Source organism: Streptomyces fulvoviolaceus (genome assembly GCF_000718165.1).
GTDB classification, from domain to species: Bacteria; Actinomycetota; Actinomycetes; order Streptomycetales; family Streptomycetaceae; genus Streptomyces; species Streptomyces fulvoviolaceus.
Genome location: NZ_JOEY01000050.1, coordinates 76,658 through 99,497 on the forward strand (window position 1 = coordinate 76,658; position 22,840 = coordinate 99,497).

The window sequence follows — 22,840 nt, forward strand, 5'->3', positions numbered from 1 at the left end:
GGCGCGGGGAACGGCGCGACCAGCCCCCCACCGCCCGCAGCCGACCAACATCCGCGGGCGCAGCCCGCCCAGGGGCGCGAGGAACGGCGCGACCACCCACCCACCCGCAGCCGCCCGACACCCGCGGGGGCAGCCCGCCCAGGGGCGCGGGGAACTGCGCGACCAGCCCCCACCGGCCCCGCAGCCGACCACCCCCGCGGGCGCAGCCGAAAAAGAGGCGCGGGGCTGAGGCGTGGGCGGCTACCGCCGCGCGGGCGCGACACCCACCGACCGCCATCCGCGGGCGCGGCCCGCCCAGGGGCGCGGGGAACTGCGCGACCAGCCCCCACCGGCCCCGCAGCCGCCTAACCACCTTCAGACCGAGCCGCTTTCCCCAGCGGAGCTACCCGCGGTCCAGGATCGTCCGCAGGGCGTCGACCGCCGCGCGGTCCACCGGCCCCGTACGCCCCGCAGTCGTGCGCCAGGCCACGAACCCGTCGGGCCGCACCAGAACCGCCCCTCCGGCAAGGAGCCCGTACCGGCGCCGGAAGGACCCGCCCTGGTCCCACAGCCGCGTGCCACGCCCGATGCGGACCACCTTCAGGGCGACGCCCAGCCGCGCGGCCTCCTGTTCCACCGCCCCGGGCCAGCGCCCGGCGACCTCGTCGACGAGGAGAGTGAACCCGTCGCCGTACAGGTCGATGACGGACACCGGGCCCTCGGGACCGGAGAGTTCGAGATGCGGGGCCCGTGCCCCGGGCCGCGCGCCGGGGTGCTCGGGATCCTCGACGATCGCATCGGGGGCGCCGGCCTCCGCGGCGAACGCACCGGCGCGGTAGCAGTACCCGAACGTCATCGTCGTCTCGTCCAGCAGCTCGGCGGCGACCTCCTGGTACTGCTTGCCCTCCCGCACCGCGAACCGCAGCATCGCCTGCCGGACGGTCTCCTCGGCCACCGGGCGCCGCTCGGCGTCGTAGCTCTCCAGCAGCCCGGGACCGGCCGTGCCGGACAGCACCAGGGCCAGCTTCCAGGCCAGGTTGTACGCGTCCTGGATACCGGTGCTGGCGCCGAACGCCCCGGTGGGCGGCATGACATGGGCGGCGTCACCGGCCACGAACACCCGCCGGGTCGCGAAGGTGTCCGCCACGCGCGCGGAGATGTCCCACGCAGGCATGTCCACCGACTCGATCTTCAACGGCAGTTCGGGCACCCCCACGGCGGCCCGCACCAGGGCGGTGCAGCGCTCCTCGGTGAAGTCCTCGGCACGCTGGCCCTGTTCGGGGGAGAAGGAGACGTTGATGACCCAGCGGCGGTCGTTGTCGATGGGGATGATCGTGCCGCGCACCTCGGGGTTGTTGACGTACGCCGCGATGATCCGGCGGCTGCGCAGCACCTCGGTCAGGTCCGCCTCGAAGAAGAAACTGACGAGGTTGGTGATGGTGCCCCGCCCGTGCGCCCCGATCCCCAGCATCTCGCGCAGCGGACTGCGGCTGCCGTCCGCCGCGATCACGTACTGGGCGCGGATCTCCGAACTCCCGCCGGTGGACAGGTCGGTGACGCGGACCGACACACCATCCGCGTCCTCCTCCAGACCATCGACGCGAGTCGAGAAGCGGACGTCCGCCCCCGCCTCGACCGCCCGCTCCCGCAGGATCGGCTCCAGCTGGTTCTGGTCGATCAGCGTCCACTGGGTGGGGCTGATCCGGCCGATGTCCTCGGGCGAGGCGTTGGGCATCCGCACGCGTTCCTTGCCCGCGAGGCTCTCCACGTGCACGAGGTCGGTGTTGCCGGAGATGGGGGAACGCCCGGCCCGTACCCGCTCCTCCATGCCGACCGCGCGGTACAGCTCCATCGTCCGCGGGTTGATGGCGCGGGCCTTGGGGTGGGTGGAGGTGTCCGGGTGGCGCTCCACCACCGTGGCGCGGACGCCGTGATGGGCGAGGAAGACGGCCGCGGACAGCCCGGTCAGCCCGCCACCGACGATGAGCACAGATGTCTGATCCCGCTTCATGCTGCCTCCTTGCTTCCTGCAGCCGGCTTGTGGGCGGTGACCAGGGTGTGCGTACCGAGAAGCGGCTCGGCCGTACCGTCGGTGAAGCCCGCCTCCCGCAGCCACCCCCGGCAGTCCCCCACCCGGTACTCGGACCCGTCGGGGCTGACCAGCCGCATGTGCAGACTGCTCAGCAGCCGCTCCGGGTCGCTGCGGTCGTCGTCGATCATGCGGTCGTAGACGAGGACCGTGCCGCCGGGCCGCACCGCCTCGAAGACCCGGCCCAGCAGCTCGCGCCGCCGCCCGGTGTCGAAGCCGTGCAGGATGTGGCCGAGGACGACGACGTCGGCCGGCGGGACCGGGTCGGCGAAGAAGTCGCCGCCGGCGAAGGCGATCCGGTCGGCCAGGCCCAGGCCGCCGATGTGCTCGGTGAACAGCGGCCGGGTCCGCTCCAGGTCGAAGCAGGTGGCCTCGAGATGGGGGTGCGCCTGCACCAGCACGGCCGCGAGATTGCCACGCGCACCGCCCAGGTCGACGAACGAGGAGTGGCGGCCCCAGTCGAGACGCCGGGCGAGTTCCGCGCCCATCCGGTCGCTGTAGGCGTCGAGTCCGGCGAGGAACCGCTTCATCTTGGCGGGGTCCTTGTGCCGGTCCCCGACGAAGCCGCCCTTGTCGGGGTCGAGGTGCTGGGGCTCGCCGGAGCGCAGCGCCTCGGTGAGCCGGCCCCAGGTCCCGTACAGGGTCTCGTTGGTGAGCTCGACGAAACCGCCGAGGTACGAGGAGGAGTCCGGCACCAGATAGGTCTGCGCCAGCGGGGAGTTGCGGTAGCGGCCGCCCTCCGTGCGCTCCAGCAGCCCGAGTCCGACCAGCGCGTCCAGGAAGTCCGGGACCATCCGGTGGTGCAGCCCGGTACGCCGGGCCAGTTCGGCCGAGTCCGCGGGGCGGCCCTCGGCGAGCGCGCCGAACACACCGAGGGTCACGGCGCTGTGCAGCACTTTGGCGGCGCAGTCGGCGATGGTCAGCCGGATCAGCGGTCCGGGATCGACCGCCGGTGCCGTCTGCGGGTCTTCGGTCGTTGTCACACGAGCCTCCTGGTCTGCCTCTGCCTGCGTTGTGTCTCCTACGGCTGTGCAGTGCCGACGATGTCCGCGAGCCGTCGATTCGGGCTCGAAGGGCGCTGAAGGAGGCAGGGTGCGGAGGCGGACGTACAAAAGAGCCGCCCTCCCCGTGCGGGAAGAGCGGCTCTCGACGGACAAGGAGCGTGGTCAGCTCTCCTCGGCCGCGGCTTCGTGCCCCTGGTGGTCCCCGCCGCGCAGCGGGAGGTTCTTCATCGCCAGGGCGGCCAGCAGCCCCAGGACGAGGACCGGTACGGCGGTGAGGAAGACGGGGGTGAGGGCGGCGGCGTACGACTGCTCCACTGCGTGCCGCACGGGCTCGGTGAGTTTGTCGAGCGTCTCGGTCGAGGACAGCGCGTCGTGGTCGATGCCGCGCAGCGCGTCCGCGGGTGTCCGGTCGGCGATCTCCTCGGTGAGCCGGTTGTAGAAGATCGAGGCGAACAGCGAGATGCCCACGGTGGTGCCGAGCTGGCGGGCGAAGGCCACGGTGGCGTGGACGGCGCCGATGTCGTCGCGGGGTGCGGTGTTCTGTGCCGCCATCGTGAGGACCTGCATGTTCAGGCCCGCCGCGATGCCGAAGACCAGCATGTAGGCGATGACGACGGTCCGGGACGTCCCGGTGTCCATGGTGGCGAGCAGCAGCGCCCCGACGATGCCGATGGCCATGCTGAGCACGGGGTACCACTTGTAGCGCCCGGTCTTGGTGATCGCCGCACCGCTGACCACGGAGGAGGCGACCAGGCCGAACATCATGGGCAGCAGCACCACACCGGACATGGTCGGGCTGGCTCCGGTCACCACCTGGATGTAGATCGCCAGGAAGTTGACCGAGCCGAGGAAGACGATGCCCGCCGCGACGCTCACCAGCACGCTGACGCTGAAGGTGGAGTCACGGAAGAGGTGCAGCGGGATGACGGGTTCGGTGGTCCGGCGCTCGGCGCCGACGAACAGCACAGCGAGCAGCACCGCGCCCACGCCGAGCGCGAGGATCCGCCAGTCCAGCCAGTCGTACTTCACCCCGCCCCAGCTGGCGGCCAGGGTGAGCGCGACGATCGAGGCGCTGAGCAGCACGAAGCCGGTGTAGTCGATGTGCGCGGGCCGGTCGGCCCGGGGCAGGTGCAGACAGGTGGCGACCAGTGCCAGGATCACGATGCCCACGGGCAGGTTGATCAGGAAGACCCAGTGCCAGCTGAGCAGGTCGGTGAGCGCACCGCCGACGGCGGGACCGGAGAGCGCGGCGAGGGCGAAGACGATGCCGAAGAGGTTGAAGTACTTGGCGGCTTCGCGCGGGTTGAACAGCTCCCCGATGATGGCGAGCACGGAGACGAACAGGCCGCCGGCCCCGATGCCCTGCACGGTGCGGAACAGGATGAGCTGGTCCATCGACTGGGCCGCGCCGCTCAGCGCGGAGCCGACGAGGAACACCGTCACGGCGATCAGGAAGATCTTCTTGCGGCCGAAGAGGTCACCGAGCTTGCCGTAGACGGGCGTGGTGACGCTGGCGGCGATGATGTACGCGGTCGTCACCCAGGCGAACACGTCGAGACCGCCGAGGTCCCCGACGATGCGGGGCAGCGCGGTGGCGACGACCTGCGAGTCCAGCATGGCCAGGAAGACGGCCAGCAGACAGGCGGCGATGACGGGTTTGATCCGGGTCTGGGGTGCGGGACCGGCGGCGGTGAGCGGGCCGCCTGTCCCTGTGGTCCGGGAGGGCACGGTGATTCGCCTTTCGGGCTGGATTGGGTGCCATCCCCGTCCCACCGGCCACGAGGGCCGGCGTCGTCTGCGGACGTGGGTCCGTCAGGGGATTGCTGTGGAGTTGCGCCGTACGGCACGAGTGCTTCTCGTGCGCCTCTCGTGCCGTACGGCGGGTGGCCGGTCACGTACGGGGGATGGCCGTGACCGGCCACGTCGGTCGGGAGGCGGCCGGCCGCCGATCCCGTGTCAGGGGACGAGCACGACCTTGCCGAGCTGGGCGCGCGCCTCCATCAGTTCGTGCGCCTTGACCGCGTCCTCGATGCCGAGCCGCTCGTGCACGACCGGGCGCACCTTGCCGGTGGCGATCATGTCGAGCAGGTCGCGCTGACCGGCCGCGATGGCCTCGGGCTTGTTGTAGAGCATGGCGTACAGGGCGAATCCGGCCACGGTCTTCATCCGGCTGAGCATCAGCGGGTGGATGGGCTGGATGTCGCCGCTGGCCGAGCCGTAGAAGACCAGTCGGCCGAACTGGGCGGTGAGGGCGACGCTCTTGGTGAGGATGTCCCCGCCGACGGTCTCCAGGACGACGTCCACGCCCCGGCCGCCGGTCGCGGCCTTGACCTGGTCGTCCCAGTCCTCGTCGGTGTAGTTGACGGTGACATCGGCACCGAGCTCGCGCACGAAGTCCAGCTTGGCCTGCGTGCTCGCGGTGGCGATCACCTTGCCGGCGCCCATCGCCTTGGCGATCTGCACGGCGAGGTGGCCGACGCCCCCGGAGGCGGCGTCGATCAGGATCGACTCGCCTGGCTGGAGCTGGCCGGCCTCCTTGATGGCGTGGTACGCGGTCTGGGCCGGGCTGGGCAGCAGGGTCGCCTCGGCGGCGTCCATGGTGTCCGGGATGGCGATGGCCCAGGCGGCGTCGGCGGTGACGTAGTCGGCGTAGGCGCTGTGGTCGACGTCGACGACGATGCGGTCCCCGACGCGGAGGGTGGTGACGCCCTCGCCGAGGGCCTCGACGACGCCGGCGACATCGCCGCCGGGGGCGCCGGGCAGGGTGGCGTGGCCGCCGATGGGGATGCCCTGGCGGCGCTGGACCTCGGCGAACGTGACGCCGACGGCTTCGGAGCGGATCAGCACTTCGCCCGGTCCGGGCTGCGGCTTCTCCGCCTCTTCGACACGCAGCACCGAGGGGGCCCCGTGCTCGTAGTGACGGACGATGCGCATGGTGTTCTCCCAACTAGGAGGTGTTTTCGAGCCGCGGATGGTCGTCGCGGCTCCGCCCAGGGATCCGGGTTACGGGGTTACTGAGACAATTACATGCTTAAATGCATGTGCTTGTCAATGCGCATATCGATGAGGGGCGTCAGGGAACCAGTACCACACGTCCGAGCTGGGAGCGCGACTCCATCAGCTCGTGCGCGGCCGCCGCGTCCTTCAGCGGCAGCTCGGCGTGCACGACGGGCCGGACCTTGCCGGACGACACCATGTCCAGCAGCTCGCGCGCGCCCGCGGCCATGACGTCCGGCCGGTTGCCCATCACGCCCCACATGCTGAAGCCCATGACGATGCGGTTGTCGAAGATGTCGCCGACCTCGATGGCCGGCAGCTCGCCGCCCGCCGCGCCGTACACCACCGTCCGCCCGAACTGGGCGGTGAGGTTCACGGACTTGGTGAGGACGTCCCCGCCGACGGTCTCCAGGGCTACGTCCACGCCCCGGCCGCCGGTCGCGGCCCGGACCTTCTCCTCCCAGCCGTCCTCGCTGTAGTCGACGGTGACGTCCGCGCCGAGCGAGGCGGCGAACGCCAGCTTCTGCGCGCCGCGGGCCGCCGCGATGATCTGGCCCGCGCCGAGCGCCTTGGCCATCTGGACCAGCAGATGGCCGATGCCGCCCGCCGCGGCGGTGATCAGCACGGACTCCCCGGGCTGCAGCTTCGCCGCCGTGGTGATCACGTGGTAGGCGGTCTGGCCGGGGATGGGCAGCGAGGTGGCCTGCCCGGCGTCGATCCCCTCGGGGACGGCGAACAGCCAGTCGGCGTTCGTGACGACGTACTCGGCGTACCCGTCGACGGCGACACCGGTGACCACCCGGTCCCCGACGCGGACCTGGTCGACGCCCTCGCCGACCTGCTCGACCACGCCCGCCACGTCACCGCCCGGCGAGCCGGGAAGGGTGGCGGGACCGCCGACCGGGATGCCCTGCCGGCGCTGGCACTCGGCGAAGTTGACGCCGACCGCCTCGGTGCGGATCAGCACCTCGCCGGGGCCGAGGGCGGGCTTGTCGGCCTCTTCGACGTTCAGCACCGAAGGCGCGCCGAACTCGTGGTGCCGGACGATACGCATGGTTGTGCTCCTCTGTGTATTACAAGACTTGGTGTACGTGGGGGGGGATCAGGCCGGTTCGAACTCGGCCAGCGAGCGCACCGGGCCCAGGGCGGTCACCCGGCGCAGGGCGAGCCCGGCCTCGGCCGCCAGCTCGCGCAGCTGCTCGGTGGTGCGCATCCGCCCGCCCAGATAGACGAGCATCCGCAGGTCCAGATCGGTCTGGTCGGTCTGCACGTCGAGCAGCCCTTCGAGGACCATGACCCGGCCGCCGGGTCGGACGGCCTCGGCGCAGCGCCGCAGGATCTCGGCCGCCCGCTCGTCGGGCCAGTTCAGCAGGACGTTGGAGAGCAGATACGCGTCGCCGCCGGCGGGCAGCGGATCGAAGAAGCTGCCGACCACCGCACGGCAGCGCTCCTGAAGTCCGGCGGCCGCGAAGTCCCGCTCGGCCGCCGCCGCGGGCCCGGCCAGATCGAGGAGCGTTCCCCTCGCCTCCGGGGCGGCGCCGACGACGGCCGCGAGCAGCTCGCCGCTGCCGCCGCCCACGTCGACGACATGCCGTACGGCCTTCCAGCCGCCCTGTGCGAGCAGCTCGGGGATCACCCACCGCATGCTCGCCGCCATCCGCCGGGCGAAGGACTCCGCGAGCGCGCCGTCCGACTCGACGTCCGTCCAGAACTCCCGGCCGTACAGCGCGGAGTAGACGGGAGTGCCGGAGCGTACGGCGTCCAGCAGCCGGAACACCGCGACCTCGCCCCGGCCGGTCGGACCGTCCAGCCGGAGCCAGTCACGGCCCGAGCCGGGGACGTCGTCACGCAGCAGGCCGCCGAGCTCGGTCGGCTCGTAACCTCCGTCGGGGAGTGGGCGGTAGATGCCGGCGTTCACCAGGTGGCCGAGGAGCCGGCCCAGCGCGACGGGGTTCACGTCCGCCTCGCGGGCCAGCGACTCGACGCTGACCGCTCCGGCCGCCATGTGGTCCGAGAGTCCGAGCGTGGCGGCCACTCTGATCGCCATGGGGGTGATCAGATCGCTCTTCTTCAGTAGGTCCTGCGACCAGGGTGGGGTGGTGGGGGGACTGGTCACTTCGTCCTTTCGACAAGGGAGTTGGGGCCCGTCGTCAGACCGTGCCGAACCAGGTGGTGAGGGCGGTGGCCAGCGACTCCCGCTGCTCCGCCTCCGGCATGTCCCGGTCCGCGGCCCAGGCGACGTAGCCGTCGGGGCGGACCAGCAGACCGGCCAGCTCCGGCTCCTGGGCGCACTGCGCCCGGACGTGCTGGAGTCGTCCGGCCCAGCCGACGCCCGCGGCCCACTTCTCGTACACCTGGCCGATCTGCGAACCGTCGGTCAGGTCGAGCAGCAGACCGGTGCCGCGCTTCAGGTACTTGGGGAGGGACTTGGCGCCCTCCTCGGTGGTCAGTTCCAGGTCGCGGGCGAAGTCGCCGAGCAGCCGGTGCTCGGGACCGTCGATCGCGTAGCGGACGGTGACGCCGCTGAGCATCTCGGCGAGGTGGCGGTTCACCTGTTCCTTGCGCATGAGGTCGGTGAAGAGCTCGCGCAGCGGGGTGACGTACGGGTCGGGGTTCATCAGCGCGATCTGCGCACGGGTGTTGGCCAGCACCTTGCGGGCCGGGGCCTGGCGCTCACGGTCGTAGCTGTCGAGCAGATCCTCGGGAGCCCAGCCGTGGACGCTCGCGGCGAGCTTCCAGCCGAGGTTGAAGGCGTCCTGGAGACCGAGGTTGACGCCCTGACCGCCCACCGGGAAGTGGGTGTGGGCGGCGTCGCCCGCGATCAGCAGCCGGCCCTCGCGGTAACGGTCGGCCTGGCAGGCGGAGTCGGTGAAGACGGAGAGCCAGCGCGGCGAGTGCGCTCCGAGGTCGCTGCCCCAGACCTCGCGCAGGCTCGCGGTCAGTTCGTCCAGGGTGAGCTCAGCGCCCGGCTCCCGGTCGGCCTGGAAGTCGAACGTGGACACCCGGTGGTAGGTGTCGTCCAGCGGCACGCAGAACAGCAGGCCGCGTTCGGTGCGCTCCATGCCCATGGGGGCGTTCTCGCGGTCGGCGAGGATCACGTCGCCGAGCCGGGCGGTGACCCGGCCGCCGGTGCCGGGGAAGTCGATGCCGGCCTCCCGGCGGACCAGGCTGCGCCCGCCGTCGCAGCCCACGGCGTACCGGGCGCGCAGGGTGTAGACGCCGTCGGGGCCGGTCACCTCGGCCTCGACGCCGTCGGCGTCCTGGCGTATGGCGGTGACTTCGTGGCCGCGTCGGATGTCGGCGCCGAACTCGGCGGCGCGCTCCTCGAGGAGCCGCTCGGTCCTGGTCTGCTCGGAGAGCAGGGCGTAGCCGTGGGCACTGTCGAGGGTGGAGAAGTCGACCCACTCGTCGAGCCCGGCGAAGTGGCCGTTGTTCCAGGAGCGGGCGCCCTCGCGGAACCGTTTGAGCAGGCCGCGCCGGTCGAGCGACTCGAGGGAGCGGGCGTGCAGGCCGAAGGCCTTGGAGTGCGGGGTGCGTTCGGGCAGCCGCTCCAGCACCACGGCCCGGACCCGGGAGATACGGAGCTCGGCGGCGAGCAGCATGCCGACGGGGCCGCCGCCGACGACGAGCACGTCGAAGTCGTAGGCGGGGTCGTAGTCGATCTGGAAGTCGCGGTCGGTCGTCTCGGTGGCCATGTGGGGCCCCTTCCTGAAGGAGTTCGAGGTATATGTTGGTGAGCAGGTACATGTTTTACGTCATGCATTGGATTGAGAGCATACAGATGCTCGTCTGCCGTAATCAACTCGCTTAGAATGCGGACATGGAGACTTCGACTCAGCCCTCGCCGCAGGCAGTGGATCTGCTCGACGCGGTCGGCCCCGCCTTCTCCCGACTGCGGCGCGCCCAGGCGCTGAACGTCGAGAAGCAGGTGTCCCGCAAGGACATCACCAGGACCCTGGTGCTCAACATCGTCCAGGACGGTCCGGACGCGGAGGGCCAGGAGATCACCGTCGGGGTGGTGGGCGAGCGGCTGGCCGTCGACCCCTCCGTGGCGAGCCGGATGGTCTCCGACTGCATCACCGCCGGCTATCTGATCCGCGCGGCCTCCCAGCGCGACGGCCGCCGCACGATCCTCCAGCTCACCCCGGAGGGCCACGAGACGCTCGCCCGCTTCCGCCGCCACCAGCGCGCGGCCTTCGAGCGCATCACCCAGGACTGGCCGGAGCAGGAGCGGCTCGAGTTCGCCCGCCTGCTCATCAAGTACGTCGACTCCGTGGGCGAGTTGCAGCAGGACCCGGGTTCCGCCTGACCGGACGCGAAGCGGGCCCCGGCACACAGCCGGGGCCCTTTTCCGCGTCCTCACCCTCGCGCGAGGACCCTCCGCAGTACCGCCGTCAGCACCGCGCTCTCCGCACCCCCGGGATCCGCCCCCACCGACCGCCAGGCGACGACACCGTCCGGCCGTACCAGCACGGCACCTTCGGGACGCAGACCGCCGTAGCGCTCGGACCAGTGGTCGTCCGGGTCGGCCAGTGAGCCCGCCCCGCCACCCGCGCCCGGCACCACCCGGCGCGCGGTGATCTTCAGCCCCAGCCCGGCGGAGGCCGCGACCGCGGCGGACATCCACTCCCCGCCGCGCGCCCCGACCAGCAGCACGAAGTCACGCCCGAACAGGTCGAGCGTGGAGACGGGTTCGCCACCGCGCGACAGCATCACGTACGGCGCCCGGGTCCCCGGCGCGCCGCGCAGCGCCCGTGGATCGGAGGCGACCGGCAGGGCCGCGCTCCCCGCCTCCTCGACGACCGCGGCGGAACGGTAGGCCTGCCCCGACGTCACCGTCACCGCGTCCGCCGCGGCAGCCTGTTGCTCGGGGGTGGCACTGCCGGACCGCACCGCGAGCTGCAGGGATCCCTGCTCGGCCGTGTAGACCGCCACCGGCCGCCGCTCGGCGTCGTACGTCTCCACCAGACCGGCCCCCGCGACCCCGTCGACCACCAGAGCGAGCTTCCAGGCGAGGTTGTGGGCGTCGGCGATCCCGGTGTTGGCGCCGTAGCCCCCGGTCGGCGGTACGACGTGCGCCGCGTCCCCGGCGAGCAGCACCCTCCCGTGCACGAACCCCTCGGCGACCTGCTCCGCCATGTCCCAGGGGAAGCGGGAACGGATCGTCACCTCGACCCCGGGCGCCCCGATCGCGGCACCCACCAGCTCGGCGCAGCGGGCGTCGGTGAAGTCCTCCAGGCTCTCGCCGTCCTCGGGCCGGTACCCGACGATCAGCGTGCCCCCGGTCAGCCGGTCGTCATGCACGAGGATGCCCGTGACCTGGGGGTTCTTCACATGGACCACGCTGTAGCGGCGCTCCCCCAGCACCGGCCGCAGATCCGCGCCGAACGCGATGCTCACATGCCGGGACAGCACCCCGCGCCCCTGCCGGGGCACCTTCAGCGCCTCCCGCACGGTGCTGCGCGGCCCGTCGCAGGCGACCAGGTAGGAGCTGCGGAAGGTGCTGGTCCCGCCGGCCCCGTCACCGAGGACGGCGGTGACCCCGTCCGGGTCCTCCGCGAAGGACAGCAGCTCGGTACCGAACCTGAGGTCGGCGCCGAGCTCCACGGCACGGTCCCGCAGCAACGGCTCCAGCCGGTCCTGGGGAAGGAGGAGCAGCCGGGACGGCGTGAGGTCGCCCAGCTCGTCGTCGCCCTCCAACTCCTCCTTGCTGAACAGCACTTCACCCGCCAGGGAAGTCACCCCGGCCCGGGTGCGGTGCGTCGCGAACCCCGAGGCGTCCTGTACAGCGGCGTCCTCGACCCCGGCCTGGCGCAGCAGCTCCCCGGTCCGGGGGTAGTAGCCGACGGCCCGCGGATGGATGGAGGTGCCCGGATGCCGCTCCACCAGGGTGCAGCGGACCCCGTGACGGGCGAGGAACAGAGCGGTGGACAGCCCGACGAGGCTGCCGCCGACGATCAGGACGGGTGCGCTGTCGGAATGGGAAGTCATCGCGGAACCCCTCTCGGAACGGTTGTGGATGCTGCTCACGGCGTCGGCAGCCCCGCCTTGCCGAGCGCCAGGTAGTCGACGACCTCCCAGTGCTCGGCGACCTTCCCGCGCTCGATCCGGAACTGGTCGCAGGTGCGCATCTCGAGCGGCAGCCCGGAGGGACCGCCCCCGCTCCAGGCCCCGGTGAGCGTGCCGGTCCAGGTCACGAACACCATCACCCGGTCGTCGGCGGCGACGAGGTGGTCCACGGTGGTGACCAGGTCGGGGAAGGCGGCGATGTTGTCCGCGAAGAACGCCTTGAAGGCGTCGAGCCCGTCCGGCACCGCGTCCGTACGCATGTTGTGGTGCCGGTAGTCCTGGTGGTAGTAGCGCTCGGCCAGCTCCAGCCGGTGCTCGCTGAAGACGTCGCGGTACGCGCCGAGCACCAGCTCCGCGTTGGCCCGCTCGGTGTCGCTGTGCGGGCCGTGCAGCCCGGGAGCGGCCGGCTGACCGCTCCGCTCCGGCCCGCCGTCCACACCGTGCGCGGCGAGCACGTCCCGGTCCACCACGTTCCAGTGCTCGGCGACCCTGCCGTCCCGCAGCCGGTACAACTCGGCGGTGTGCAGCCTGAGTTCGGCCCCGGCAGGGGTGCGCCCGGTCCAGGTCGCGAAGAGCATCACCCGGTCGTTGTCGGCCACCAGATGATCGATGTCCGCCGACAGCCCACGCCGGTCCGGCGTCTTCCAGTCGATCGGGTCGTGCTCGACGTGGTCGGCGTGGAAGAAGCGACCGGCCTCCTCGAAGCGGTGCTCGCGGTACAGCGTCCCGTACAGGTCGCGGACCAGCTCGGCGTTGCGCGTGCGCTGCCCGGCGGGCATCACAGTGGTCATGGGTTCCTCTCGGATCAGTGGAGTACGACCGCTCAGGCGGCCTTGAGCGCGTACGTCGACCAGTGGGAGTCGGCCTCGAAGCCGAGCCGCCTGTTGAGCTCGACCACGGCCGTGTTGGCGGTGTCGTTGAAGACCTGGACCAGCGCGAGACGCTCGTTCTCCCGGGCCGCCCCGAGCAGCAGTTCGGCCTTCAGCCAGGTGGCGAGTCCGCGCCGCCGGTGCCGCGGCAGCACCAGCGTCTCGCCGGCGTCCGCCATCGGGCTGTCCCGCACGAACAAGGTGCTGTACGCGACGATTTCGCTGCCCTGTCCGGGCAACGCCGCCACCACGTGGGGCAGATGACCGGCCCGCTCGGCCTCGGCCTCCCGCGCCCGTACGTCGTCGACGCTCGGACGCCGTACCCGGGCCTGGCCGTTGACCCGCTCCTCCAGAGCGCTCCAGGCCCGCGCGTAGGACTCCACCAGGTCGTCGGGGCAGGGCCCGTGCCACGACACCAGCCGGTAGCCGGGCACCGGCCGGGCCACCGCGGCCTCCAGCACCGCACGGGCGGGTCCGGCCGGCCGCAGCCGGTTGCGTACGGTCTCGCCGACGAGGTCCGCGCCGAGGTCAGCGGCGAAGCGCTCACCGGCCGTCGCCCTCGGAGCGTCGGCCAGCAGCAGCTCCCGTCCCCGCTCCCGCAGGGCCGCCAGCCCCGCGGCCGCCAGGGCCCGCCCGGCACCGCGCCGCCGGAAGCCGGGGAACACCCACAGCGAACCGTGCCCCGGCCCGGCCGGATCCCCCAGGTCGAGCCCGAGCTTCAGCACACCGGCCGGGGTGTCGTCGTCGTACGCGACGAGCACGATCCGCTCCGTCCCGTGCCGCCGCTGGAACAGCCGCGCGAGGAGCGCCTCCGTCACCGGCGGATCGCCGGGCAGTTCCAGCGTCATGGTCTCCCGGAACCCGGGAAGCAGAGCGGCGATGGTCGCCGGCTCATCACCGTCGAGGCTTCGAATCTCCATGCCCCACACGGTGTCGGGCACCTCTCGAAGCACCGTCGAGGACAACTCGACACCAGGAAGGTGGGCACAGCTGAGCCCCGTGGCCCTCCAGGACGTCGAGGTCCCGGAGGGCCACGGGGCCCGGTACGGCGGCGCGCGCGGGCGGACCCGTCAGGCCCCGCCCGTCACCCGGAGGGTCTCGCCGTTGGTGTTGCCGTTGGCGGCGGAGCCGAGGAAGACGACGGCGTTCGCGACGTCCTCGGGCGCGGACATCCGCCCCGACGGCAGGCTCTTGCCCTTCTCCTCCAGGAACCCGGGCGGCACATGGGCCCGCACGGTCTCGGTACCGGTCTGCCCCGGCACCACCATGTTGACCAGGATCCCGTCGGGCCCCAGCTCCCAGGCCAGACTCCGCATCAGCCCGAAGAGCCCGGACTTGCCCGCGCCGTACGCTCCCGCGCCCGCCTTGCCGGTGTCCGCGAGGCCCGCGCCGAGCAGCACGACCCGGCCCCACGGACGCCCGCGCATCCAGGGCAGCGCCGCCTGCAGGGTGTGGAACACGGCCTCGACGGAGTTGCGCAGCACCTCCTGCCACTGCTTCGCCGGTACGTCCTCGAAGCGCGGCACCGGCTGCCCGGGACGCGGTATCGCCTCGCTCCAGACCACCGCGTTGGCCACCAGTACGTCGATGCCACCCCACTCCTCGGCGACCCGGCCCACCGCGTCCCGTATGGCCTGCTCGTCCGCGAGGTCGTACCGCACCACCAGCGGCGTACCGCCGGCCTCGGTCACCAGCCGGGCCGTCTCCCGGGCACCGTCCTCGTTGGTGTGGAAGGTGATCGCGACCCTGGCCCCCTCCTCCCCATACGCCATGGCCGTCGCCCGGCCGATGCCCGAGGAGGCACCGGTGACCAGCACCACCTTGTCCCGCAGATCCGTCCTCATGACTGTGACTCCCCCTTGCCGATGCCGATGCTCTGCGCGTGCCGGAAGAAGTCCTCCGGGTCGTAGGCCCGCTTCACCTCGCGCAGCCGGTCGCGGTTCTCGCCGAAGTACTCCGTCTCCCAGTCCGCGCTCACCCGGGAACTGGGGAAGTTGATGTACGAGCCGCTGGCGAGCGGCGCGAGTGCCGTCGCCGCGCGGTCGGCCAGGGCGGTCAGCCGCGCCGGGGCCGCCGCGTCCTCCGCCACGTCACGGCAGGCGAACTGATAGCCGATCAGGAACCGCGCGTCCCGGTGGGCGTAGGCCGTCGCGGTCCTCGGCACCCGGTTCGCCGCACCGCCCAGCGCGATGCACAGCAGGTAGCGCTCCTGGCCCACCGCGTCCAGCGCGGGGTCCCAGGCGTCGAGCAGCGCCGCCGACTCCGCCCGGGTCGCGGCCCGGCCGGTCAGCCGGTAGCTCTGCCGGGTGTACGGATGCCGGTGGCCCTCGGCCTCGGGGCCGGTGCCGGTGCGATGGCACTGGGCCACCGTCTTCGAGCCGCACAGCGCCTCGTGCATCACCTCGGCATATCCGCCCGGCGGACCGACGGTCCTGCTCAGCGGCTTGCTCCCGGTCCGTTCCACCAGTTCGTCGAGCCCGGTGCGCACCTCCTCCTCCGTGCCCAGGTGCACCCCCCAGACGCGGACCACGGGACGCCCGCCGGGCCCGAACATGCCCGGCAGCACCACCAGCGAGGTGCCGAGCTCGTCCGGCCCCTCGACGGCCCACTCCTGCCAGGCCGTCAGCACCTCCACGGCGTCGTCGTACGCCCAGAGCGTCTCGAAGGCGATCAACGTGGGCGCCTCGACCGGCCGCACCTCGAACTCCGTGACGACCCCGAAGGTGCCTCCGCCACCGCCGCGCAGCGCCCAGTACAGATCGGGCTCCTCGGTGGCCGAGCAGCGGACGGTCCTGCCGTCCGCGAGCACCACGCGCGCCCCGGTGACCAGGTCACTGCCCAGCCCGAACCGCCTGGTCTGCCAGCCGATCCCGCCGCCGGTCAGGAACCCGCCCGCGCCGACCGTGGGGAAGGTGCCGGTGACGAGCTGGCGGCCCTGGGTCCGCAGGGCGTCCAGCGCGTCCAGCGACCGGACGCCCGCCCCGAGACGCACCAGGGGCCCCTCGGCCACGGCGTGGTTCATCCGGGACAGGTCGACGACCAACCCCTCACCGGTCGACCAGCCGTTGAAGCTGTGGCCGCCGCCCCGGACGTGCAGCCGCACCCCCCGGTCCCGGGCATGGCGCACACAGAGGGCGATGTCCTCCTCGGAGGCGCAGTACGCGACGGCGTACGGCTCGATCGTGTCGTACTCGGTGTTCTGCAGCTGTCCGGCCAGGGCGTAGCCCGCATCGTCCGGCAGGACCAGCTCCCCGCCGATCCGGTCCCGCAGCGCTGCCGCCCGCATCAGTCGTCGATGCCGAACTTGCCGGCGGTCACCTTGGAGCCCGCGTGCCCGCGCAGCTTGGTGCCCTGCGGGTCGAAGAACTCGGCGCCGCCCGTGCCCTGCCACTCGGTGTCCGAGACGAACTCGCCCGACACCCGGACATGCGCCTCTCCGACATGCTTGCCCTCGGGGTCGGCGGCCAGGACGTGGAAGCCGTACTCGAAGGTGCCGGGGCCCGTGGCACGCCAGGTGCCGAGGCCGATGTTCTTGGTGTTGAGCTGGGTGGAGACGACCGAGCCGTCCGCCGAGAAGGAGACCAGTCCGGGTACGGCCTTTCCGTCGTCGTCCAGCTGCGTGGTCCAGGTGCCGACCAGACGTGCGTCGCTCATCACGGTTCTCCTCGGGATCGGGAAGTGGGATGGTGCGGCCAGCCTTCCGGCGCGCTCTGGAGACGCGCTCGAGACGTCCTGTAGGTGGGCGTCCTGTAGGTGGGCGTCCTGCGGGCGGGAGTCCTGTGGACGGGACTCCTGTAAGTGGGGGCCGAACTCCGGATGCCAGAGCGCGGCCACGTGCATGGACCCGAGCGCGACCAGACCCCGGTACGACGGCCGCAGGCAGTACCGCACCAGCCCCCGCCACAGACCGTCCAGGACGGTGCCCCGCGCCGGGACGGCGATCTTGTCGGGATGTCCCTCGGGCAGTAGCCGGGGGTCGAACGGACGAACAGCCACAGCGCTCCTCGGCATGAGTCCTCGGCGCGGTCAGGCGGCGCAGACCGCCATCTCCACGCCACCGTCGAAGGGAAGGGGCAGCGAGACATAACCGCTGCCGGGAACCCGGATGTGGGTCAGGAACTCCGCGCACCGCCCCGGCACGTCCCGGACGCCGTACGCCACGATCACCGCACCGGGCAGCATCCTGGGCTCCATCAGCTTCAGCAGTGTCAGGAAGGACTCCGGCGGCCCCCCGAGCAGCAGCAGATCGACCGGCCCGGGCACGGCCGGCAGCAGCCGCTCCGGACTGCCCACCCGCACCTGTGCGTACCGCCCGAGCCCGGCCTTCTCCACCGCCGCCGCGGCCAGCCCGGCACGTACGGCGTCCGGCTCGCAGCACAGAACCCGGCCCCGTCCGTTCTCCCGCAGCGCCGCCGCGATCCACGCGGTGGACGACTCGTCCGGGCAGCCGGCCTGGAGCACATTGAGCGGTCCGGCCGCCAGCACCAGTTGTCGCAGGAGGGTCGAGGTGGAATCAGGCATGCGGAACTCCCCGTCACGAGTGTCGAGACATTCGAGATCTCCCGGCCGAGCGTTACAGACCCGCGGTCGGCGGGCGACGCCCCTGGACCGCTCCCCGAGCGAGCCTCCAGTCGCCCTCAAGACCGCGGCCGAGCCCGGGCGCTGCTCGTTTTCAGGGCACAGCTCATCCTCTGATACGCTGCTCCAGCGACGTCACCCCAGCTGACAAGCCCCTCCACACTCACCGGTGCGAGCGGCCGAAACCCGGTGGGGACACGCAAAACGGTGTGCGACACTGGGTTCACTGGTTCGCACAACAGCAAGGTCCTGTGGAGCAGTTTGGAGTGCTCGCCACCCTGTCAAGGTGGAGGCCGCGGGTTCAAATCCCGTCAGGACCGCTGAGGTTTCCCCGGAAACCTCGTGGCTGGGTAGCTCAGTTGGTACGAGCGATCGCCTGAAAAGCGATAGGTCGCCGGTTCGACCCCGGCCCCAGCCACCACCCGAAGACCTCGTCCAGCCGGACGGGGTCTTCGACGTTGTGCCGAAGGGGCGGGGCAATGGAACAGGACGAGACGAAGACCGTTCAGGACAACGCGCTCGACAAGAGCCGGTCGCTGTACGGGCTGCTCGCCGTGATCATCAGCAATGTCGCCATCGCCGGAGTCGCGATCTTCGGCGTCTGGCGGCTCGACGGGGACAAGGCCGTGATCGTCGGCGTCCTCACGGCCGCGTTCACGGCGGTGAGCAGCATGACCACCGCCTACCTGGGCATCAAGGCCGTATCGAATACGGCGAAGTCGATGGTCCAGCAGCAGTCGGCGACAACCCAGGCCCAGTCGGCGACATCCCAGGCGCAAGCGGCGACGTCTCAGGCGCAGGCGGCGGCAACGCAGGCGCAGGCCGAGCAGGCCCAGGCGCCGCAGCCGGCACCGCCGGCACCGCCGACGCCCTGAGCCGAGATCACAGCGCGCGGCGGCAAAAGCGTTCGCCACGGATTTCCCGGGGATGAGATCCTGGATCGCGTATGTCTACGCACCCTGCCCCCGCCCCCGGCACTCCCGCACTCGGGGATCTCGCCGCCCGCCTGACCGAGCTGTCCCTGCGCGATGCGCACCGGCTCGGGCGCAGGCTCGAAGGCGCGCGCAAGATCCGCAAGCCGGAGGCCCGTGCCGCCGTCATGGCCGAGATCGAGGCCGAGGTCGGGAAGGGTGAGGAGCGGATGGGCGCGCGGCGTGCGCGTGTGCCCGCCGTCACCTATCCCGAGCAGCTGCCCGTCAGCCAGAAGAAGGACGACATCGCGGCCGCCATCCGTGATCACCAGGTCGTCATCGTCGCCGGTGAGACCGGGTCCGGCAAGACCACCCAGATCCCGAAGATCTGTATGGAGCTCGGTCGCGGGGTCAAGGGGATGATCGGGCACACCCAGCCCCGTCGTATCGCCGCCCGTACCGTCGCCGAGCGCGTCGCCGAGGAGCTGGACACCCCGCTCGGCGAGGCCGTCGGCTGGAAGGTGCGGTTCACCGACCAGGTGAACCCGGACGCCACCTTCGTCAAGCTGATGACGGACGGCATCCTGCTCGCCGAGATCCAGACCGACCGCGAGCTGCGCGCCTACGACACGATCATCATCGACGAGGCCCACGAGCGGTCCCTCAACATCGACTTCCTGCTGGGTTATCTGGCCCAGCTGCTGCCCAAGCGGCCCGATCTCAAGGTCGTCATCACCTCCGCGACCATCGATCCCGAGCGGTTCTCGCGGCACTTCGGGGATGCGCCGATCGTCGAGGTCAGCGGGCGGACGTATCCGGTGGAGGTGCGGTACCGGCCGCTCCTCGAAGAGGACTCGGACGACTCCGACCGCGACCAGATCACCGCGATCTGCGATGCCGTGGAGGAGCTGCAGGGAGAGGGCAAGGGCGACATCCTCGTCTTCCTCTCCGGGGAGCGGGAGATCCGCGACACCGCGGACGCACTGACGAAGAAGAACTACCGGTTCACCGAGGTCCTCCCCCTCTACGCCCGGCTCTCCCACGCCGAGCAGCACCGCGTCTTCCAACAGCACACGGGCCGCAGGATCGTTCTGGCTACGAACGTCGCCGAGACGTCCCTCACCGTCCCGGGCATCAAGTACGTCATCGACCCCGGCTTCGCCCGCATCTCCCGGTACAGCCACCGGACCAAGGTCCAGCGGCTGCCCATCGAGGCGGTCTCGCAGGCGAGCGCAAACCAGCGCAAGGGCCGTTGCGGTCGTACGAGTGACGGCATCTGCATCCGGCTGTACGCCGAGGACGACTTCAACGCCCGTCCGGAGTTCACGGACGCCGAGATCCTGCGGACGAACCTCGCCTCCGTCATCCTGCAGATGACCGCGGCCGGCCTCGGCGAGATCGAGAAGTTCCCGTTCATCGACCCGCCGGACCACCGCAACATCCGTGACGGCGTCCAACTCCTCCAGGAACTGGGCGCGTTGGACCCGGCGCAGAAGGACGTACGCAAGCGGCTCACGGACACCGGCCGCAAGCTGGCGCAGCTGCCCGTCGACCCGCGCCTCGCCCGCATGGTCCTGGAGGCCGACAAGAACGGCTGTGTCCGCGAGGTCATGGTCATAGCCGCCGCGCTCTCCATCCAGGACCCGCGCGAGCGCCCTGCCGACAAGCAGACGCAGGCCGACCAGCAGCACGCCCGCTTCAAGGACGAGACCAGCGACTTCCTCGCCTACCTCAACCTGTGGCGATACGTCCGTGAGCAGCAGAAGGAGCGGGGTTCCTCCTCCTTCCGGCGCATGTGCAAGCAGGAGTACCTGAACTTCCTGCGCATCCGCGAGTGGCAGGACATCTACACGCAGCTGCGGACGGTCGCCAAGCAGATGGGCATCCATCTGAACGAGGAGGACGCGGCCGACCAGAGCGTCCACGTCTCCCTCCTCGCCGGTCTGCTCTCGCACATCGGCATGAAGGACGTGAAGGACGGCAACAAGAACGAGTACCTGGGCGCCCGCAGCGCCAAGTTCGCGATCTTCCCGGGCTCGGCCCTGTTCAAGAAGCAGCCGCGCTTCGTGATGTCGGCGGAGCTGGTGGAGACCTCGCGTCTCTGGGCCCGCGTCAACGCCAAGATCGAGCCGGAGTGGGTCGAGCCCCTCGCCGAGCATCTCCTCAAGCGGACCTACAGCGAACCGCACTGGGAGAAGGACCAGGCTGCGGTGATGGCGTACGAGAAGGTCACGCTCTACGGCGTCCCGATCATCGCCCAGCGCAAGGTCAACTACGGCCGGATCGACGCGGAGACCTCCCGCGAGCTTTTCATCCGCAACGCCCTGGTCGAGGGCGACTGGCGCACGCACCACAAGTTCTTCGCCGACAACCGCAAACTCCTCAGCGAGGTCGAGGAGTTGGAGCACCGGGCGCGGCGCCGGGACATCGTGGTCGACGACGAGACCCTCTTCGACTTCTACGACGAGCGGGTGCCCGAGCACGTCGTGTCCGGCGCCCACTTCGACTCGTGGTGGAAGCACAAGCGGCACGAGCAGCCGGACTTCCTGGACTTCGAGCGGGAGATGCTCATCCGGGAGTCGGCGGAGGCGGTCACCAAGGCCGACTATCCGGACTCCTGGCAGCAGGGTCCGCTGAAGTTCCGGGTGACGTACCAGTTCGAGCCGGGCGCGGACGCGGACGGCGTGACCGTCCATGTCCCGCTGCAGGTCCTGAACCAGGTGACGGACGAGGGCTTCGACTGGCAGATCCCGGGCCTGAGGGAGGAGCTGGTGACGGAGCTGATCCGTTCCCTCCCCAAGCCGATCCGCCGTAACTACGTGCCGGCGCCGAACTTCGCGAAGCGGTTCCTGGACACGGCAGTACCGCTCCAGGAGCCATTGACGGTGACCATGGCCCGCGAGCTGAAGCGCATGGTCGGAGTCCCCTTCACCGCCGACGACTTCGACCAGTCCCGGGTCCCCGAGCACCTCCGCATCACCTTCCGGATCGTCGACGAGCGGCGCCGCAAGCTGGCCGAGGACAAGGACCTGGAGGCCCTGAAGCTCCAACTGAAGCCGAAGGCGCGCCAGGCGATCTCGCAGGCGGCAGCGGCGACGGCCGAACGTCAGGGCGGCGAGTCCCTGGAACGCAAGGGCCTCACCGACTGGACGATCGGCACGCTCACCCGCCTCTTCGAGACCCGCCGGGCCGGCCAGCCGGTGAAGGCGTACCCGGCGCTGGTCGACGACGGCGACACGGTGTCCGTACGGCTCTTCGACACGGAGGCCGAGCAGGCGGAGGCGATGTGGAAGGGCACGCGCAGGCTCATCCTCCGCAACATCCCCGTGAACCCTGCCAAGTTCGCGTCGGAGAAGCTGACGAACCCCCAGAAGCTCGCGCTCTCCGCCAACCCGCACGGCTCGATCCAGGCCCTCTTCGACGACTGCGCGATGGCGGCCGCGGACAAGCTGATCGCCGACTTCGGGGGGCCGGCGTGGGACGAGGAGTCGTACCGGAAGCTCTACGACAAGGTGCGCGCCGAGATCGTCGACACGACCGTGCGGACGGTGGGCCAGGTGCAGCAGGTCCTTGCCGCCTGGCAGGCCTGTGAGCGCCGCCTGAAGGCCGTACGGAGCCCTGCGCTGCTGGCAAACCTCGCGGACGTTCGGGCGCAGCTGGACGCCCTCGTGAAGCCGGGCTTCGTGACGGAGGCGGGGCTGCGGCGGCTGCCGGACCTGATGCGGTACCTGGTGGCGGCCGACCGGCGCCTCCAGCAGATGCCGACGGGCGTCCAGCGGGACACGACGCGCATGGAGAAGGTCCACGAGATGCAGGACGAGTACGCGTGGCTCCTGGAGCAGCTGCCCCAGGGACGCCCGGTCCCGTCCTCGGTCCTGGACATCCGCTGGATGATCGAGGAGCTCCGGGTCAGCTATTTCGCCCACGCGCTCGGCACGGCGTACCCGGTCTCCGACAAACGGATCGTGAAGGCGATCGACGCGGCCGCTCCGTAACAGGGCCTGCACGCTGGGTGAGTTCGCCCCCGGGCCCACCCCTCCTGTACAGTCTCTTTTCGCAGCACAGCGCAACACCAAGTGCCGCGAAACCAGGTCCTGTGGAGCAGTTTGGAGTGCTCGCCACCCTGTCAAGGTGGAGGCCGCGGGTTCAAATCCCGTCAGGACCGCATAGATAGAGAAGGGCCCGCCCCCGTCAAGGGAAGCGGGCCTTCTTCGTGTGCGGAGCGCACTTCTCGACGCAGATTCCCGCCCCCGCCGCCCCTACCCGTCCCATCCTTCTGGGGCTCCGCCCCAGACCCCGCTCCTCAAACGCCGGAGGGGCTGGATTTTGCCGGCCGAGGCTGGA

17 protein-coding genes and 3 tRNA genes are annotated in these 22,840 nt (G+C 71.1%); 6 read left to right on the forward strand and 14 right to left on the reverse strand.

Translation table 11 applies throughout. The annotated features are described in order from the left end of the window. Positions 1-382: 382 nt before the first annotated feature. From IG08_RS0141650 to IG08_RS0141680, 7 genes are all read right to left on the reverse strand, one after another. Positions 383-2,095 carry an FAD-dependent oxidoreductase gene (locus tag IG08_RS0141650; protein WP_338060181.1) on the reverse strand — a complete coding sequence of 571 codons (1,713 nt, stop codon included), beginning with the start codon at positions 2,093-2,095 and terminating at the stop codon, positions 383-385. Beyond that, complete coding sequence (locus IG08_RS0141655; protein WP_030615823.1) at positions 1,987-3,051, reverse strand: methyltransferase; 1,065 nt, start codon at positions 3,049-3,051, stop codon at positions 1,987-1,989. Before IG08_RS0141655 ends, IG08_RS0141650 begins: the two co-directional genes overlap by 109 nt. A gap of 183 nt (positions 3,052-3,234) precedes the next feature. Next, the gene (locus tag IG08_RS0141660) at positions 3,235-4,800 is read right to left on the reverse strand and encodes an MDR family MFS transporter (protein WP_030615827.1); all 1,566 of its coding nucleotides are present in this window, start codon (positions 4,798-4,800) and stop codon (positions 3,235-3,237) included. Between the two features lie 228 nt (positions 4,801-5,028). Beyond that, positions 5,029-6,006, reverse strand: a complete 978-nt coding sequence (locus tag IG08_RS0141665) for a quinone oxidoreductase family protein (RefSeq protein ID WP_030615830.1) — start codon at positions 6,004-6,006, stop codon at positions 5,029-5,031. 139 nt (positions 6,007-6,145) lie between these two features. Further along, a complete protein-coding gene (locus tag IG08_RS0141670) occupies positions 6,146-7,123 on the reverse strand; it encodes a quinone oxidoreductase family protein (RefSeq protein WP_030615833.1) in 978 nt (325 codons plus the stop codon). A 48-nt stretch (positions 7,124-7,171) separates the two neighbouring features. Beyond that, positions 7,172-8,185: a methyltransferase gene (locus tag IG08_RS0141675; protein WP_052425080.1), complete on the reverse strand. Its 1,014-nt coding sequence runs from the start codon at positions 8,183-8,185 to the stop codon at positions 7,172-7,174. A 34-nt stretch (positions 8,186-8,219) separates the two neighbouring features. Beyond that, positions 8,220-9,764 (reverse strand): FAD-dependent monooxygenase, encoded by a 1,545-nt coding sequence (locus IG08_RS0141680; protein ID WP_052425081.1) that lies wholly within the window; start codon positions 9,762-9,764, stop codon positions 8,220-8,222. A 125-nt stretch (positions 9,765-9,889) separates the two neighbouring features. Between IG08_RS0141680 and IG08_RS0141690 the strand changes: the two genes are divergently transcribed. Continuing rightward, complete coding sequence (locus IG08_RS0141690; RefSeq protein WP_030615842.1) at positions 9,890-10,378, forward strand: MarR family winged helix-turn-helix transcriptional regulator; 489 nt, start codon at positions 9,890-9,892, stop codon at positions 10,376-10,378. A 50-nt stretch (positions 10,379-10,428) separates the two neighbouring features. Here the strand turns inward: IG08_RS0141690 and IG08_RS0141695 are convergent, their stop codons facing one another. The 7 genes from IG08_RS0141695 to IG08_RS0141730 all read right to left on the reverse strand — a co-directional run bounded on the left by IG08_RS0141695 (position 10,429) and on the right by IG08_RS0141730 (position 17,528). After that, positions 10,429-12,060, reverse strand: a complete 1,632-nt coding sequence (locus IG08_RS0141695) for an FAD-dependent oxidoreductase (RefSeq protein ID WP_030615844.1) — start codon at positions 12,058-12,060, stop codon at positions 10,429-10,431. 35 nt (positions 12,061-12,095) lie between these two features. Beyond that, positions 12,096-12,929 (reverse strand): ester cyclase family protein, encoded by an 834-nt coding sequence (locus IG08_RS56095; protein WP_052425082.1) that lies wholly within the window; start codon positions 12,927-12,929, stop codon positions 12,096-12,098. A 32-nt stretch (positions 12,930-12,961) separates the two neighbouring features. Further along, positions 12,962-13,927, reverse strand: a complete 966-nt coding sequence (locus tag IG08_RS0141710) for a GNAT family N-acetyltransferase (RefSeq protein ID WP_158812330.1) — start codon at positions 13,925-13,927, stop codon at positions 12,962-12,964. Between the two features lie 150 nt (positions 13,928-14,077). Next, complete coding sequence (locus IG08_RS0141715; RefSeq protein ID WP_030615854.1) at positions 14,078-14,851, reverse strand: SDR family NAD(P)-dependent oxidoreductase; 774 nt, start codon at positions 14,849-14,851, stop codon at positions 14,078-14,080. Further along, a complete protein-coding gene (locus tag IG08_RS0141720) occupies positions 14,848-16,293 on the reverse strand; it encodes an FAD-binding oxidoreductase (protein ID WP_052425083.1) in 1,446 nt (481 codons plus the stop codon). The genes IG08_RS0141715 and IG08_RS0141720 overlap by 4 nt, the downstream gene beginning before the upstream one ends. After that, the gene (locus IG08_RS0141725) at positions 16,293-17,003 is read right to left on the reverse strand and encodes a hypothetical protein (RefSeq protein WP_030615859.1); all 711 of its coding nucleotides are present in this window, start codon (positions 17,001-17,003) and stop codon (positions 16,293-16,295) included. Before IG08_RS0141725 ends, IG08_RS0141720 begins: the two co-directional genes overlap by 1 nt. Positions 17,004-17,033: 30 nt before the next feature. Further along, positions 17,034-17,528 carry an O-methyltransferase gene (locus IG08_RS0141730; protein ID WP_052425084.1) on the reverse strand — a complete coding sequence of 165 codons (495 nt, stop codon included), beginning with the start codon at positions 17,526-17,528 and terminating at the stop codon, positions 17,034-17,036. 302 nt (positions 17,529-17,830) lie between these two features. Between IG08_RS0141730 and IG08_RS0141735 the strand changes: the two genes are divergently transcribed. The 5 genes from IG08_RS0141735 to IG08_RS0141755 all read left to right on the forward strand — a co-directional run bounded on the left by IG08_RS0141735 (position 17,831) and on the right by IG08_RS0141755 (position 22,661). Continuing rightward, positions 17,831-17,905, forward strand: a tRNA-Asp gene (locus IG08_RS0141735). 24 nt (positions 17,906-17,929) lie between these two features. After that, positions 17,930-18,006 (forward strand) — tRNA-Phe (locus IG08_RS0141740). Positions 18,007-18,064: 58 nt separating this feature from the next. Continuing rightward, on the forward strand, positions 18,065-18,460 hold the full coding sequence (locus tag IG08_RS61810) for a hypothetical protein (RefSeq protein ID WP_234343098.1): 396 nt from the start codon (positions 18,065-18,067) through the stop codon (positions 18,458-18,460). A gap of 71 nt (positions 18,461-18,531) precedes the next feature. Then, a complete protein-coding gene (hrpA, locus tag IG08_RS0141750) occupies positions 18,532-22,491 on the forward strand; it encodes an ATP-dependent RNA helicase HrpA (RefSeq protein WP_030615867.1) in 3,960 nt (1,319 codons plus the stop codon). Between the two features lie 95 nt (positions 22,492-22,586). Next, positions 22,587-22,661, forward strand: a tRNA-Asp gene (locus tag IG08_RS0141755). The last annotated feature ends 179 nt before the right edge of the window (positions 22,662-22,840 follow it).